14 protein-coding genes, 1 pseudogene and 1 other annotated feature are annotated in these 13,154 nt (G+C 51.6%); of the genes and pseudogenes, 5 read left to right on the top strand and 10 right to left on the bottom strand.

Annotated features, from left to right (window positions below; translation table 11 throughout):
* Window positions 1-30: 30 nt before the first annotated feature.
* Together yfiH and rluD are read right to left on the bottom strand one after the other, a co-directional pair.
* Window positions 31-759 carry a purine nucleoside phosphorylase YfiH gene (gene yfiH, locus JGC47_RS04185; protein ID WP_004155963.1) on the bottom strand — a complete coding sequence of 243 codons (729 nt, stop codon included), beginning with the start codon at window positions 757-759 and terminating at the stop codon, window positions 31-33.
* Window positions 759-1,736 carry a 23S rRNA pseudouridine(1911/1915/1917) synthase RluD gene (gene rluD, locus JGC47_RS04180; protein WP_004155962.1) on the bottom strand — a complete coding sequence of 326 codons (978 nt, stop codon included), beginning with the start codon at window positions 1,734-1,736 and terminating at the stop codon, window positions 759-761. The genes yfiH and rluD overlap by 1 nt, the downstream gene beginning before the upstream one ends.
* Before the next feature lie 134 nt (window positions 1,737-1,870).
* Between rluD and bamD the strand changes: the two genes are divergently transcribed.
* The 4 genes from bamD (at window position 1,871) to pheA (ending at window position 4,707) form a co-directional block, all read left to right on the top strand.
* The gene (gene bamD / locus JGC47_RS04175; protein ID WP_004155961.1) at window positions 1,871-2,602 is read left to right on the top strand and encodes an outer membrane protein assembly factor BamD; all 732 of its coding nucleotides are present in this window, start codon (window positions 1,871-1,873) and stop codon (window positions 2,600-2,602) included.
* A gap of 361 nt (window positions 2,603-2,963) precedes the next feature.
* The gene (gene raiA, locus JGC47_RS04170) at window positions 2,964-3,302 is read left to right on the top strand and encodes a ribosome-associated translation inhibitor RaiA (RefSeq protein ID WP_004155959.1); all 339 of its coding nucleotides are present in this window, start codon (window positions 2,964-2,966) and stop codon (window positions 3,300-3,302) included.
* A gap of 77 nt (window positions 3,303-3,379) precedes the next feature.
* The gene (pheL, locus tag JGC47_RS17965) at window positions 3,380-3,448 is read left to right on the top strand and encodes a pheA operon leader peptide PheL (protein ID WP_190275344.1); all 69 of its coding nucleotides are present in this window, start codon (window positions 3,380-3,382) and stop codon (window positions 3,446-3,448) included.
* Window positions 3,400-3,524 (top strand) — a sequence feature (Phe leader region). (Overlaps the previous gene by 49 nt.)
* 22 nt (window positions 3,525-3,546) lie before the next feature.
* Complete coding sequence (gene pheA / locus JGC47_RS04160; protein ID WP_004155958.1) at window positions 3,547-4,707, top strand: bifunctional chorismate mutase/prephenate dehydratase; 1,161 nt, start codon at window positions 3,547-3,549, stop codon at window positions 4,705-4,707.
* Between the two features lie 429 nt (window positions 4,708-5,136).
* Here the strand turns inward: pheA and tyrA are convergent, their stop codons facing one another.
* From tyrA to JGC47_RS04145, 3 genes are all read right to left on the bottom strand, one after another.
* Complete coding sequence (tyrA, locus tag JGC47_RS04155; RefSeq protein ID WP_004155956.1) at window positions 5,137-6,258, bottom strand: bifunctional chorismate mutase/prephenate dehydrogenase; 1,122 nt, start codon at window positions 6,256-6,258, stop codon at window positions 5,137-5,139.
* 6 nt (window positions 6,259-6,264) lie between these two features.
* Window positions 6,265-7,344, bottom strand: coding sequence for a 3-deoxy-7-phosphoheptulonate synthase (locus JGC47_RS04150; protein WP_004155954.1), 1,080 nt, complete (start codon window positions 7,342-7,344; stop codon window positions 6,265-6,267).
* A 667-nt stretch (window positions 7,345-8,011) separates the two neighbouring features.
* Window positions 8,012-8,482 carry a GNAT family N-acetyltransferase gene (locus tag JGC47_RS04145; protein WP_004155948.1) on the bottom strand — a complete coding sequence of 157 codons (471 nt, stop codon included), beginning with the start codon at window positions 8,480-8,482 and terminating at the stop codon, window positions 8,012-8,014.
* 118 nt (window positions 8,483-8,600) lie between these two features.
* Here JGC47_RS04145 and JGC47_RS04140 point away from each other — a divergent pair.
* Window positions 8,601-9,325 (top strand): annotated as a pseudogene (locus tag JGC47_RS04140) (CTP synthase C-terminal region-related (seleno)protein).
* A gap of 215 nt (window positions 9,326-9,540) precedes the next feature.
* Here the strand turns inward: JGC47_RS04140 and JGC47_RS04135 are convergent.
* The 5 genes from JGC47_RS04135 to rpsP form a co-directional block, all read right to left on the bottom strand.
* Window positions 9,541-10,857: a pentatricopeptide repeat-containing protein gene (locus JGC47_RS04135; protein ID WP_004155939.1), complete on the bottom strand. Its 1,317-nt coding sequence runs from the start codon at window positions 10,855-10,857 to the stop codon at window positions 9,541-9,543.
* Window positions 10,858-11,134: 277 nt separating this feature from the next.
* Entirely contained in the window at window positions 11,135-11,482 is a 348-nt protein-coding gene (gene rplS / locus JGC47_RS04130) for a 50S ribosomal protein L19 (RefSeq protein WP_004155938.1), read from the bottom strand.
* A gap of 56 nt (window positions 11,483-11,538) precedes the next feature.
* Window positions 11,539-12,291 (bottom strand): tRNA (guanosine(37)-N1)-methyltransferase TrmD, encoded by a 753-nt coding sequence (trmD, locus tag JGC47_RS04125; RefSeq protein ID WP_004155937.1) that lies wholly within the window; start codon window positions 12,289-12,291, stop codon window positions 11,539-11,541.
* Window positions 12,292-12,326: 35 nt separating this feature from the next.
* Complete coding sequence (gene rimM / locus JGC47_RS04120; protein WP_004155936.1) at window positions 12,327-12,875, bottom strand: ribosome maturation factor RimM; 549 nt, start codon at window positions 12,873-12,875, stop codon at window positions 12,327-12,329.
* 18 nt (window positions 12,876-12,893) lie between these two features.
* Window positions 12,894-13,142, bottom strand: coding sequence for a 30S ribosomal protein S16 (rpsP, locus tag JGC47_RS04115; RefSeq protein ID WP_004155935.1), 249 nt, complete (start codon window positions 13,140-13,142; stop codon window positions 12,894-12,896).
* Window positions 13,143-13,154 lie beyond the last annotated feature (12 nt).

Genomic DNA, 13,154 nt, shown 5'->3' with positions numbered 1-13,154 from the left:
CACCATTCCAGACCGTCTTATGGCGCTAGGTTATATCAGCCAGATCAAAGTTGCCATACGTCCGGTAACGCCATCACGTCGGTAGGAGAAAAATTGCTCACTTCGGGTCATGGTACATTGGTGACAGTCCCAGATTTGGCGCACCCCGCTGGCTTGCAAACGCTGTTGGGCGATTAGCCCGAGGTCAGCATAAAACTTTCCCTCTGCCGGACGAAAAGCAGCTGAAGCGGCCTGATTTTTCCTCAGAAATGCCTCGCGCACTTCTGGCCCGACCTCAAATGCCTCCGGACCAATTGCAGGCCCCAACCAGGCACATATTTGCGATGGCGGAGCAGAAAACTCATTGATTGTCGCTTCCAGAATCCCATCACAGAGGCCGCGCCAGCCGGCATGAGCCGCTGCCACTTCGCGACCATCCTGTGAACAGAATAGTACCGGCAAACAGTCTGCCGTCATTACCGCACAGACCACGCCGGGCGTTCGGGTATAAGCCGCATCCGCACGTAGTGAGGACGGGGCCTTCCAGTCCAGCCTTAATACTCCAGTCCCGTGTACCTGCTCAAGCCACTGTGGCATTGAGGGCAGATCGGCCATTTCCAGCAGGCGCTGACGGTTAGTCAGCACATGCTGCAACTCATCGCCAACATGTGTGCCAAGGTTCAGGCTATCCCAGGGAGCCTGACTGACGCCGCCCTGCCGCGTACTGTTCACCGCTCGCACGTTAGCAGGAACTGACCACTGCGGTACGATCAGCGCCATTACCAGTCCAGCTGCTCTTTAAAGGCTTCGGTATCCGCTTTCAGTGCGTCGATCAGTTCGACCATATCCTGCGGTAGCGGTGCATGCCATTCCATTTCAATTCCGGAAATCGGATGATAAAGACGCAGCATGGTTGCGTGAAGCGCCTGACGGTCAAAAGCACGCAGTGTGGCAATAAAGGCTTCTGACGCCCCTTTCGGTGGGCGTGGACGACCGCCGTACAGCGGGTCACCCACCAGCGGATGGCTGATATGTGACATATGAACGCGGATTTGGTGGGTACGACCGGTTTCCAGACGCAAGCGCAGCCGCGTGTGGGCACGAAAGTGTTCCATGATGCGATAGTGCGTGGTGGCTGGTTTACCCATTGGGTGCACTGCCATATGGGTACGCTTGGTAGAGTGACGGCTGATCGGTTCATTAACCGTGCCGCCCGCGGTCATCCGCCCAATCGCCACCGCTTCATACTCACGGGTAATTTCACGGCGCTGCAGGGCATCGACCAGGTGAGTTTGTGAAGGGACGGTTTTGGCTACCACCATTAAACCGGTCGTGTCTTTGTCCAGGCGGTGCACGATCCCCGCGCGCGGAACGTCGGCAATGGCCGGAAAATGATGGAGTAGTGCGTTAAGAACGGTACCATCAGGGTTGCCGGCACCCGGGTGTACCACCAAATCACGCGGTTTATTGATCACCAGAATATCGTCGTCTTCGTAAACGATGTCCAGCGGGATATCCTGGGCTTCCCAGCGGGCTTCTTCTTCAATTTCCGCATCGATGCTAATTTGCTCACCGCCCAGCACCTTTTCTTTCGGTTTGTCGATGGTTGTGCCGTTGACGGTGATGCGCCGGTTGAGGATCCACTCTTTTATGCGAGAACGTGAATAATCAGGGAACAATTCGGCCAGAGCCTGATCTAAGCGTTGTCCGAGTTGCGATTCGGCTACCGTTGCATTGAGTTTTACTTGTTGTGCCATAAATAAGCAGCTTCTTTGTTAACGTTGGGTTTTCACGGCGATGCCGTTTAATGTAATGTGCTATCGTACCTGGTCACTATCGGAAGCTTAACGGACAGCTTCCTGAATAACACTCTGAGGATAAGCAAATCGTCATGACGCGTATGAAATATCTGGTGGCTGCAGCCACGTTGAGCCTGGCACTGGCTGGATGTTCCGGCTCCAGAGATGGGGTTCCTGACAGCCCACCTTCCGAGATCTATGCCACTGCCCAGCAAAAACTGCAGGACGGTAACTTTAAAGGAGCAATAACGCAACTGGAAGCGCTCGATAACCGCTATCCATTCGGCCCATACTCCCAGCAAGTTCAGCTTGACCTGATCTACGCATACTATAAAAATGCCGATTTGCCACTGGCACAGGCCGCTATTGACCGCTTTATGCGCCTGAATCCAACCCATCCGAACATTGATTACGTCATCTATATGCGTGGTTTGACGGATATGGCGCTGGATGACAGTGCACTGCAGGGCTTTTTTGGTATCGACCGTTCAGACCGGGATCCCACCCATGCGCGTGATGCGTTTAAAGACTTCTCACAGCTGCTGCGTGGTTATCCAAACAGTCAGTACGCCACTGATGCGCGCAAACGCCTGGTGTTCCTGAAGGAGCGCCTGGCGAAGCATGAGCTATCCGTGACTGAATTCTACACTAAACGCGGAGCTTATGTTGCAGTGGTTAATCGCGTTGAGCAAATGCTGAAAGATTACCCGGACACCCGGGCAACCCGCAAGGCTCTGCCGCTGATGGAAAATGCTTACCGCCAGCTGCAGCTAAATGCGCAAGCCGAGCGCGTGGCAAAAATTATTGCGGCCAATCAGGCCTGAGCCTGAAGACATCACCCACAGTGCTGGTGACATGACGCGAGTTTGACATCGCCTGTTTCCATCACAATGATGCAAAAGGGTTCATGTTTATCATGAACCCTTTTTTAAGGTTTTTTCACTCGCCCGCCGGAACAGTGGCGACAAAATCAGCTGTTGAATGAATACTCAACCCGCTTAACCTGTCAAACATGCCATTGAAAATGTCCCCCGACAACCCTTGCGGGCACTTTTATTGGCTGACATCACCATTTTCTTCCAACTGACAAAAAGCGACAAAAAAATGTGATTTCAATCACGATTTTTAAGTTTTTTCACGCTATGCTTAAATCACCAAGACGGAAATGACAGAGAGGTAAGTACTATGGTTCTGAACATTACCAGCAAGCAAATGGATATTACTGCGGCTATTCGCCAGCATGTCGAAGACCGTCTGGCCAAGCTTGAAAAGTGGCAAACCCACCTGATTAACCCGCACATTGTTCTGTCAAAAGAGCCGAAAGAATTCGTCGCTGATGCCAATATCAACACGCCTAACGGCCCGCTAGTCGCCAGCGCCAAGCATGAAGATATGTATACGGCCATTAACGATTTGATCAACAAACTTGAGCGCCAGCTGAACAAAGTTCAGCATAAGGGAGAAGCGCGCCGCGCCTCCGCCAGCGTGAAAGATCTCAGCGTGGTCGAAGCTGAAGAAGAGTGAGTTCACATCCGTCGACAACGCGCCTGCGGGCGCGTTTTTTATTGACAAAATGAAATTGCAGCGGTTACTTTAAGGTCATGTTAATGATGAATATCTCAATGAAACGCGTACCGTTTATCTTCGCATTATTTTTTACCTTCCCCTGAACAGGGAGGCAATTCGTCGTGTAAGAAGTCATGCGAAGACGAACAATAAAGCCTCCCACCGGGAGGTTTTTTTTTAGCCACACTGACAGGTAGCAAATATGAATCCCGAAAACCCGTTGCTGGCTCTGCGCGGAAAAATCAGCGCACTGGATGAACAACTGCTGACGCTGCTGGCACAGCGTCGTGCGCTGGCCGTAGACGTTGCCAAAGCCAAAATGGACACCCATCGTCCGGTACGCGATATTGACCGTGAACGCGATCTGCTGGAACATCTGATCGCACTGGGGAAAAGCCACAAGCTGGATGCCCACTATATAACACGCCTGTTCCAACAAATTATTGAAGACTCGGTACTGACTCAGCAGGCGTTACTGCAAAAACACCTGAACAATACCAGCGCCCATTCGGCACGTATCGCATTTCTTGGCCCGAAAGGCTCCTACTCGCATCTGGCTTCACGCCACTATGCGGCCCGTCACTTTGATAGCTTTATTGAGAGTGGCTGCCTGAAATTCCACGATATATTCAACCAGGTAGAAACCGGCCAGGCTGATTACGCTGTATTGCCCATTGAAAATACCACCTCCGGCTCGATTAATGATGTGTATGACCTGCTCCAGCAAACCAGCCTGTCGATCGTTGGGGAGATCACCATTCCTGTCGATCACTGTGTGCTGGTATCGGGCAGTACCGACCTGCAGCAGGTTGAAACGGTCTACAGCCATCCGCAACCCTTCCAACAGTGCAGCCAGTTTGTTAACCGCTACCCACACTGGAACATTGAGTACACCGAAAGTACCGCAGCCGCAATGGAAAAAGTTGCCGCTATGAACTCGCCAAAAGTTGCCGCGCTGGGCAGTGAGGCCGGCGGTGCACTGTACGGCTTGCAGGTACTGGAACGTCATCTTGCTAATCAACGTCAGAACATTACCCGCTTTATCGTGTTGGCGCGTAAGCCGGTTGAGGTGTCACTGCAGGTGCCGGCGAAAACCACGCTGATTATGGCGACCGGACAGCAGGCTGGTGCCCTGGTTGAAGCGCTGTTAGTGCTGCGTAAACATCATCTGACCATGAGTAAACTGGAGTCTCGTCCCATTACCGGCAACCCGTGGCAGGAGATGTTTTACATCGATTTCCAGGGGAATCTGCGTAGCGAAGAAGTTCAGCAGGCGCTGAGTGAACTGACACAGCTCACCCGTTCGCTGAAGGTGCTGGGCTGCTACCCGAGTGAAAATATTGTCGCGGTCGACCCACAGTAATCGCGGATATTGCGCCAGCTGGTTGTGCGGCTGGCGTGTGCTACGCACGCCTGGTAACGAAATTAATCAGCGTCCTGGAGCTGGGCAGCCTGACTGACGTCGATGCCGAAGAGGGGGCGTTTTGCATCCACAGGTGGTCTTTGTAATCCACTACGCACCACCGGAGACGACTCACCCGTCCGGGAAGAACGGTAGTCGCTATTTCGCCACGCGTGAACAGCGGCTCTATCCACGGTGAGCTGTCGAGATGGCGCCGGATAAGTTAAGGATGGCGAAAAAAGTTATCCGGCGAAATTTGTCGATATTGATATGCAGCAGCAGGCCGACAGCCGCTATCGGCGTTTCTATCACGCTGTCGATGAATGAAACCATTGCCAGCGCGAAAGAAACAAAGACCCGGCCACTCAGGGGCCTCACACAGCGGCCAGCTTACGCCCGGCTGTCGTTCGCCTGGCGTAACAGCGTGCGGCTTTCCGCCTGGAAGCGTTGCGCGTAGTCGCCAAACCATTGCTCAACCTGACGGAAACTGGCGATAAACGCCTGCTTGTCGCCATGTTCTAACAGCTTAATCGCCTCGCCAAAACGCTGATAGTACCGCTTAATCAGCGCCAGGTTGTTCTCAGAGGACATAATGATATCCGCATAGAGCTGCGGATCCTGGGCGAACAGCCGCCCAACCATCGCCAGCTCCAGACGGTAAATGGGTGATGAGAGCGCCAGCAGCTGCTCCAGCTGGACATTCTCTTCAGCCAAATGCAGGCCATAAGCAAAGGTGGCAAAGTGTCGCAGCGCCTGAATAAACGCCATGTTCTGGTCGTGTTCCTCCGCGCCAATGCGATGCAGGCGAGCCCCCCAAACCTGGATCTGTTCCAGGAACCACTGCCAGGCTTCTGGCTGGCGACCCTCGCACCATACCACCAGCTGTTTAGCCAGGCTTCCGCTGTCCGGGCCAAACATCGGGTGTAAACCCAATACCGGGCCAGAATGCGCAGCCAGCATCGCCTGTAACGGTTTTTGCTTCACTGAAGCCAGGTCGACCAAAATACAGTCCCGGGCCAGCGGTGGCAGCTCGCTAATCACCTTTTCGGTAAGATGAATAGGCACGCTGACGATCACCATACCGGCGTTGGCCAGCAGGCTTTCAGCATTGACCCAGTCTTCTTTATCCAGAATTTTTACCTGATAGCCAGACAGGGTCAGCATCTTTTCAAACAGCCGCCCCATCTGGCCATTGCCGCCAACGATCACCACCGGACGCAGCTCAGGACATAACGTTTTGTAGCCTTTATCGTTTTCGCTGGTGTACGACTCGCGCATTACCCGGCGCAGCACGTCTTCGATCAGATCCGGCGGCACCCCCAGCATTTCAGCTTCTTTGCGGCGCGAGGCCAACATGGCCGCTTCTCGTTCAGGAACGTAAATCGGCAATCCGTAGCGGCTTTTGACTGCGCCCACTTCCTCAACCAGCGCCATCCTGTTGGCCAGCAGGTCCAGCAGCGCTTTATCCACTGCATCAATTTGATCGCGTAATGCGCTCAGTTCAGCCACCATAACTCGTTATTCCTCTTGCGACAGACGCGCCGCCAGTGCTCCATCCAGATCCTGATACATTTCACGCAGCAAATTTTCGGTCGTTTCCCAGTTGATACAGGCATCCGTCACGGAAACGCCATAGCGCATTTCGCTGCGCGGCTGCTCGGAAGACTGATTGCCTTCGTGAATGTTGCTTTCCAGCATCAGGCCGATAATAGAGCGGTTGCCATCTTTGATCTGCGCGACCGCAGACTCGGCAACGCCCGACTGGCGGCGGAAATCTTTATTAGAATTGCCATGACTGCAATCTATCATCAAGGAAGGACGGAGTCCCGCCTGCAGCATCTCTTTTTCGCACTGAGCAACATCTTGCGGGCCGTAGTTGGGCTGTTTACCGCCGCGCAGAATGACATGCCCGTCCGGGTTGCCCTGAGTTTGTAGCAGGCACACCTGCCCCGCCTGATTGATACCCACAAAACGGTGCGGCTGCGCCGCAGCACGCATGGCATTAATCGCCGTAGCGAGGCTGCCGTCGGTCCCATTTTTGAATCCAACCGGCATCGACAAGCCAGAAGCCATTTCGCGGTGCGTCTGCGACTCGGTAGTACGCGCACCAATGGCAGACCAGCTGAACAGATCGCCCAGATACTGCGGGCTGTTAGGATCCAGCGCTTCGGTTGCCAGAGGCAGGCCGATCTCTACCAGGTTCAGCAGCAGCTTACGGGCAATGTGCAACCCCGCTTCCATATCGAAGGTGTTATCCATGTGCGGATCGTTGATCAATCCTTTCCAGCCTACGGTGGTGCGCGGCTTTTCGAAGTAGACACGCATCACAATGTAAAGCCTGTCGCCAACCCGATCGGCCAGCTTTTTCAGATCGCGTGCGTAGGCCAGCGCAGCTTCAGGATCGTGAATGGAGCACGGGCCGCACACCACCAGTAAACGATGATCTTTACCGCTGATAATGTCAGAGATCACCCGGCGTGAAGCGGTGATCTGGCCTTCCAGCACATTGTCCAGCGGGTACTGCTTTTTCAGCTCTTCCGGGGTTATCAGAACCTGTTCATCAGCGATATGGACATTATTGAGCGCATCTTTTTGCATGATCGTTATCCTGGAAATTCGTTTTAATGGGATCCTTAAAAGGTTAGATGCAACTGTACCATAATGAGTACATAAAACAACGCGTGGTGTACACATTAATTACCAGAGTAAAAAAATTCGGCAGATTAATTAATAAATCCCTTTTTAATCATGAAATTAAATTAAATAACCATTAAATATTTGCGTAAATAAAAGATTACAGCAACCAGTGAAAATCCAAAGCATCGGTGGTTTTTTCAGTATATTCAAACCACTACTTCTAATCTGAGACAGGGGTTTGTAACTGGTGCCCTTCGCCTCTGTGCGCCACTTTTGCAGACCCGTTGAATTTAGCGTTACGCCCTTTTTGAAAAATCGTTAAGCAGCCGGGATGATTACCACCCGTTTCGGCCCGATGGTGTTAGCCTGCAGGTCGGGTAACATCGCTGTTTAACCGCGTATTGAGCGCATCAACATGCTTAATAGGGCACGCTGCTGCCCGGGCTGTTCCCTATTTTCCGCCAACAGCCAGTAGCGCAAGACGTTAATCAGCGCGGGCCATTCACCGTCAATGATTGAGAACCCGTCAGAGTCACGCGGTCGATTTTTGCGTACCATCAGCTAACGGAAGCTACCTTCACAGGTGAAGCCCTTACGCCGCGTTGCGCTATGGGGTATTCAGCGCGTCTCACTTCCACTCACAGCGGCGATAGCCCGGCGCAAAGGTGTTAGCTATCATCACCCACAGGGCTTCGGTGCCGATCACTGTACGCTTTATCAGCGGTGACCAGACTACGCCGCCGATCTCCGGCGCACCGTTAGCCTGGTCAATACGCAAATAAGACAGCAGACCGACCGGGTTATGTCGCTGCGCGCAAACAACGGTAAAGGTCACAAAGCCTTTTACCGCCGCCAGCTGACTGAGCCAGAGGTGCAATGCCGCCAGTGAAGCAGGACGATTTTCCTTCAGATAAGTCCTGTTACTGTTATCGGGCGCGCAGGCAAAAGCCGCATACAGATCGTCCGCGTGCTGCCCACTGTCCAGCGGCTCCAGCCGCCAGTATCGTCCGCTCCTCACTTTGGCTGCTGGCAGGGGAACAGACTGCCAGTGCGGTAATGCCGCTCCGACAGGCTGACCAGATTCGTTAATACGCTGCATCAGGTTCCTCTTCTGGTAAAGGGCATATCACAGGACCTGGACGGCTTGCCAGCTTCGTACACCTGCTTTAGGATGCTTTTTTGACCTGGATGGATTTTGACCTGGATGGAACACGCAAATGCCCTCTGTTCGTTTAGCTCTGGTTGGTGACTACCGTGCCGATGCCGTCGCGCATCAGGCTATCCCGCTGGCAATAACCCTTGCCGCACAATCCCTTCATCTTGACGTCAGTCCACAATGGTTGCCGACTGCCAGCATCACCGATCGTAGCCAGCTACGTGATTATGATGCCATCTGGCTGGTGCCCGGCAGCCCCTATATCAATGATGACGGTGCTTTTCTGGCTATCAGCTATGCGCGCGAAAACAACGTGCCGTTCCTCGGTTCTGCGGCGGGTTCCAGTACGCTATCGTGGAATATGCAAGCCATGTCATGGGCTGGGGCGATGCCGGACATGCCGAAACTGACAGCGGTGGGCGGCTGGTGATTGCGCCATTAAGCTGTTCTCTGGTGGAAAAAAGCGGGGATATATTGATTGAGCCGGGCACGCTGCTGGCACAGGCATATGGCAAGACGGAGAGCACCGAAGGCTATCACTGCAACTTTGGCGTTAATCCTGATTTTGTCGCCGACCTGAAATCATTTCCGCTGCGCCTGAGCGCCCACGATCGCGACGGCGATGTACGGGCGATGGAGCTAGCGGGCTACCGCTTTTACGCTGCCACGCTGTTCCAGTCTGAGCGTGCCGCGCTGCGTAACGCGCTGTCACCGCTGGTGGTAGAACTGCTGCGCGCCGCAAGCGTGGCAATAGCAGCCCGGAATAGCAAACATCCTGTATTGTAATAAATGTAGGTGCCATTGAGTTTAATTGAGGTATGCGACCGGCTGCGGCGGCAAAGGTCAACTCTGCTGGCAGCTTGTACAGTCCGGTTAGCTTACCTGACGAGGGGAACTCACCGGATAATGGCAATGATTTTAGTTTTCAGGCTGACAAAATGCGCTATCAAATCTCATCTACATTTGCCAGCTTGTTAAGAGGGAATGCCTTTGTACTAACCTTAAACGGCAGGTGAATATGCAGGATTTTGTTTTCGCCAGGTGTCCAGGGCGTATATAAGGTAGTTATGCAGTTCTGATCGAGGTACTTTGAATAGGGGATCCCTAACCTCAACGGATGCTTCCCTTAGCACCCACTGCGCCCTATCAATCTGCCCGGTAGCCCCACAAGTTTTCAGTAGCGATTGGCAGACGTCGCTGTCCGGGCCGCATTCAGCTTCCTTAGCTCTTTTCATCGCGCGTTCCGCCCCGGGCCAATCACTCGCCACAATATAAGCTTTTATTAACATCCCGTAGGATTGAACATTAGGTTTTAAGTTGGCACCCTTTATTCTGGCCAAAACCTGCTCTGCCTTTTCAGGCGCTTTGGCTTGGGCACAGACTTTCATCAACCGATTATATGGGGTTATATCATTAATGGCGGGCTTTTCAAATATGGACTTTGCTTCGGCTATATTACCCGTGTAGCCATAACCTTTCAGCATAATGTCGAGGCTTTTTTGATCAGAGGTGAGTCCATACTGGTTTATTTTGAAAAATACCCGTTCCGCCCCTTTGATATCACCTGTTTCGACATGATCGTTCATTTCTTTATGCATCGCAGCAAGCTTAGGTGTGCATTTTAACTGATGCAGTTGTTTTGATACATGCATTTCCCCGGCATGATTACCCGCCTTTCTATATACTTCTAATAGTTTATCCAAAATACCTTCATCCGGTTTAATACCGGCTTTCTGCATTTTGGTCATTACCCACTCTGCCCTTTCTGCGTTAACAGTCCTCGTATAGTACTTAATAAGAGATTTAAACACCCACAAATCAACAGGAAGATTTTTGTCTTCCATAGATTTAAAAACTTGTTCTGCATCACCACATTTATGTTTTGAAAAACACCCTTCCATCAAGGCAGTTAAAACCCACACGTGCGGATCTGACATTGCATTGACTAATTTCTCTGCCTCCCCGATCTTACCCTGTTTGCATAATTTTTTTATTTCTCTTCCAATTTCTGCATTTTTTAAATCATCCTTTTTATTTTCATGATTATATTTTATTGCTTCACCTCCTGTAACTAAACCCGGAGTGTTTACCTGATCATTATTTTTTTCAGAGAATGGCGTTATATTTCCATTATATGTAGACCCTGCATCACTTTTATGATCGCTTTGTCTTTGAGCTGCCAAATTTTCACCAGTGTTAGTGACTTCTTTCATACGGGTTATAACGTTGCCATCATATGCAGTTGCAGTACTACCGGAGGTGTTATTGATGTATATTGGATTTATTTTCGATGATGAAAAAATAGCAGATTGAGGCATTTAGTTTGCTTCCCTGTAATTGCAAAAATTAAGGGTAAAACAAAATAAAAAGCCTTGGTATCAAAAAACAGTGATGTGAGATTAATGTAATACCAGACAACGATGAAATAAATAATAATCAGAGATGTGCCCCTGCTAATTAACATCAACCCTTATTTGACAGTGTGCAGACAGCGTAGAACTCATGCAGATAGTTGCTTATAAGACAAAAAAGGGGCCAACCTCGCGGTCAGCCCCTTGTTTGCTATTAACTAGTCGATGTCGCGTTAGCGATACCTTAGCCCAGACGCTCTTTGATACGCGCAGACTTACCAGTACGCTCACGCAGGTAGTACAGTTTGGCTTTACGCACGGCACCACGACGTTTAACAGTAATGCTGTCGATTACCGGGGAGTGAGTCTGGAAGACACGCTCAACACCTTCGCCGTTGGAAATTTTGCGAACAGTGAATGCAGAGTGCAGACCGCGGTTACGAATAGCGATAACCACGCCCTCGAATGCCTGCAGACGCTTTTTAGCACCTTCAACGACCCATACTTTCACTTCCACGGAATCACCCGGACGGAATGAAGGTACGTCCTGTTTCAGCTGTTCTTGTTCAATCTGCTTAATAATGTTGCTCATAATAAAATCTCTTATCCTGGGTAAACTGATAGTTAAGGCGGATTAATTCAGCCATATCATCGTTTTATTGCCTGGGTGTGTTCCCGTTGGAACTCAACCAGCAACTTTGCTTGCTCTTCAGTCAGAGCCAGGTTTTCCAGAAGTTCAGGTCTTCTAAGCCAGGTACGGCCCAGCGACTGTTTCAGACGCCAGCGGCGAATATCAGCATGGTTGCCCGACAGCAGAACCGGCGGAACCTCCATCCCTTCTAACACTTCAGGGCGGGTATAGTGTGGGCAATCCAGCAAACCGTCAGAAAAAGAGTCTTCCTCGGCCGATGCCTGTTTTCCCAGTACCCCCGGTATAAACCGGGAAACCGAGTCAATCAGCGTCATTGCTGGCAGCTCGCCACCACTGAGTACATAATCGCCAATCGACCACTCTTCGTCGATTTCGGTTTTGATTACGCGCTCATCAATCCCTTCATAGCGACCACAAACCAGAATCAACTTCTGATGGGTCGCCAGTTCGCAAACCCCGTCTTGATCGAGTTTGCGCCCCTGAGGTGAAAGATAAATCACCTTAGCGCCTTCCCCTGCCGCCGCTTTTGCTGCGTGGATGGCGTCCCGTAAGGGTTGCACCATCATTAGCATTCCCGGTCCTCCGCCGTAAGGACGTTCATCTACGGTACGGTGGCGGTCGTGAGTGAAGTCACGCGGACTCCAGCTCTGAATGCTGAGCAGGCCATTTTTTACTGCCCGGCCAGTTACTCCGTAATCGGTAATTGCGCGAAACATTTCAGGAAACAGGCTGATTATGCCAATCCACATACTTTGCGCCGGAGTATTACCGTTTTGTTCGGAGCTCAAAAACCAGGATCCCAATCTACTTTGATGGTGCGGGTAGTGAGATCGACATTCTTGATAACCTGTTCATCGAGGAACGGAATCAACCGCTCCTGTACACCAAATGCATCCTTCAGGTTAGCCTTAACAACGAGAACGTCGTTTGAACCGGTTTCCATCATATCGATGACTTTGCCCAGCTCATAGCCTTCAACGGTAACCACCTGGCAGCCCATCAGGTCTTTCCAGTAATAGTCGCCGTTATCCAGCTGCGGCAGTTGCTCTGAATCTACGACAATTTCGCAATTGGTTAGCAGACCCGCAGCGTCACGATCGTCAATGCCTTTGACCTTGATGATCATGTCCTGATTGTGGCGCTTCCAGCCTTCCAGCTCGACAAGCTGCCATTGACCTGCACGCTGAATAAACCACGGCTGATAGTCAAAAATGCTTTCGGCGTCTTCGGTGGAGGAAAACACTTTGAGCCAACCACGAATACCATAGGCAGAGCCCATCTTCCCCAGAATTAACGGGTTAGCGGGAGGCTGCGCGGTGAGTTGCTTGCTCATGTTGACCACCGTGACAGATTAAGCTGCTTTTTTAGCTTGCTTGATCAGCGCGTTAACGCGATCGGACAGCGTAGCACCCTGGCCAACCCAGTGCTCAATGCGGTCCAGATCCAGACGCAGTGGCTCAGCCTGACCAGAAGCGATCGGGTTGAAGAAGCCAACGCGCTCGATGAAGCGACCGTTGCGAGCATTGCGGCTGTCGGTGACGACGACCTGATAGAACGGACGCTTTTTAGCGCCGTGACGTGCCAAACGAATTGTTACCATAACATCCTCTTT

The organism is Erwinia amylovora (assembly GCF_017161565.1).
In the GTDB taxonomy this organism is placed as follows: domain Bacteria; phylum Pseudomonadota; class Gammaproteobacteria; order Enterobacterales; family Enterobacteriaceae; genus Erwinia; species Erwinia amylovora.
The sequence above is the reverse complement of the archived record's forward strand: the minus strand, read 5'-3'. Positions and strand labels throughout refer to the sequence as shown.

Coding starts and splice junctions, on each gene's coding strand:
- yfiH (WP_004155963.1), bottom strand. CDS start 759: ATGGCGCTGATCGTACCGCAGTGGTCAGTTCCTGCTAACGTGCGAGCG.
- rluD (WP_004155962.1), bottom strand. CDS start 1,736: ATGGCACAACAAGTAAAACTCAATGCAACGGTAGCCGAATCGCAACTC.
- bamD (WP_004155961.1), top strand. CDS start 1,871: ATGACGCGTATGAAATATCTGGTGGCTGCAGCCACGTTGAGCCTGGCA.
- raiA (WP_004155959.1), top strand. CDS start 2,964: ATGGTTCTGAACATTACCAGCAAGCAAATGGATATTACTGCGGCTATT.
- pheA (WP_004155958.1), top strand. CDS start 3,547: ATGAATCCCGAAAACCCGTTGCTGGCTCTGCGCGGAAAAATCAGCGCA.
- tyrA (WP_004155956.1), bottom strand. CDS start 6,258: ATGGTGGCTGAACTGAGCGCATTACGCGATCAAATTGATGCAGTGGAT.
- JGC47_RS04150 (WP_004155954.1), bottom strand. CDS start 7,344: ATGCAAAAAGATGCGCTCAATAATGTCCATATCGCTGATGAACAGGTT.
- JGC47_RS04145 (WP_004155948.1), bottom strand. CDS start 8,482: ATGCAGCGTATTAACGAATCTGGTCAGCCTGTCGGAGCGGCATTACCG.
- JGC47_RS04135 (WP_004155939.1), bottom strand. CDS start 10,857: ATGCCTCAATCTGCTATTTTTTCATCATCGAAAATAAATCCAATATAC.
- rplS (WP_004155938.1), bottom strand. CDS start 11,482: ATGAGCAACATTATTAAGCAGATTGAACAAGAACAGCTGAAACAGGAC.
- trmD (WP_004155937.1), bottom strand. CDS start 12,291: ATGTGGATTGGCATAATCAGCCTGTTTCCTGAAATGTTTCGCGCAATT.
- rimM (WP_004155936.1), bottom strand. CDS start 12,875: ATGAGCAAGCAACTCACCGCGCAGCCTCCCGCTAACCCGTTAATTCTG.
- rpsP (WP_004155935.1), bottom strand. CDS start 13,142: ATGGTAACAATTCGTTTGGCACGTCACGGCGCTAAAAAGCGTCCGTTC.